1 protein-coding gene and 1 pseudogene are annotated in these 1,046 nt (G+C 42.5%); both read right to left on the bottom strand.

Features of this window, described 5'->3' with window-relative positions:
- Window positions 1-335 (bottom strand): annotated as a pseudogene (locus O9334_RS22695) (flagellar assembly protein H); the annotation flags it as partial.
- The coding region (locus O9334_RS22690; RefSeq protein WP_288002709.1) for an RpnC/YadD family protein at window positions 332-1,046 on the bottom strand (715 nt) is incomplete at its 5' end. The pseudogene O9334_RS22695 and the gene O9334_RS22690, both read right to left, overlap by 4 nt.

Below are 1,046 nucleotides of genomic sequence, written 5' to 3'. Positions count from 1 at the left end.
GATAAAATCCACAAACGAGGGGCATTGTCTTCATTGTAGCTCTGATTTTCCCGTTTGGCTTGTCTTTGCAGTTCGGCTAAAATCGCCAAAAGTTTTGCTAAACAATTACGAATCTCGCTACGGTTGGGAGGATTGCGATAGGGTTCAATTAAGACAGTATTAAGGACAATTCTGCCTAATAATCCCAGATAATTGGGGTTGGGTTCGGGATTGGGGGAAAAAAATAAATCTATCTGTCGGGTTTCATCGCTGACTTCTTTGCTGATTTCGACGGTTCCCAGGGGAGAAAGTAATTGTTCAAGGTAATTTTTGGCAAATTGATCATGGGGTTTCATGGGGTTTCTTGAATAGCTCGTCGGACCTGTTCTAAGTCTAAATCCAAAGCTTGAGCGATTTGTTCCACACTTAAACCCAAAGCAAGCAAACGGGGAATAGATTCCAGTTTAGCCTCTAGTTTTCCTTGTTCGAGTCCTCGCTCTAGTCCTCGCTCTAGTCCTTGTTCGAGTCCTCGCTCTAGTCCTTGTTCAAGTCCTTGTTCGAGTCCTTCCCGTTTAGTTGCTTCCTTCCATTCCTGATAGGTTTGAGATAAAGTCATAAACACCTCTCTATCCTCAGTTTCTAGGATGTTATTTATTTCCATATTAACCCGCCAACTAATCAATAATTCCAGTACATTTTCCCGGAAAGCATTACCTTGAGGTAATTCTAACAATTCTCCCACCGCTTGGTTTTGAGTTTTTCCCCGTCCCAATAATCTTAACCAAAGAGTCTCAGCAGTCACAGGCAATTGATTAATAGCGATAATTGCCGTGCGATAAAGCAAGGGAAGAAAATAGACTCCTTCTGGCCACTCTGAGTCTAATTTTGCCCCAAATCCTTCTAAAACAGTGATACCAACGGAAGGGGATAAAATCCACAAACGAGGGGCATTGTCTTCATTGTAGCTCTGATTTTCCCGTTTGGCTTGTCTTTGCAGTTCGGCTAAAATCGCCAAAAGTTTTGCTAAACAATTACGAATCTCGCTACGGTTGGGAGGATTGCGATAG

Source organism: Microcystis sp. LE19-8.1F (genome assembly GCF_027531715.1).
In the GTDB taxonomy this organism is placed as follows: domain Bacteria; phylum Cyanobacteriota; class Cyanobacteriia; order Cyanobacteriales; family Microcystaceae; genus Microcystis; species Microcystis wesenbergii_A.
Note: the sequence above shows the minus strand (reverse complement) of the source record. Positions and strands in the feature narration are given on the sequence as shown.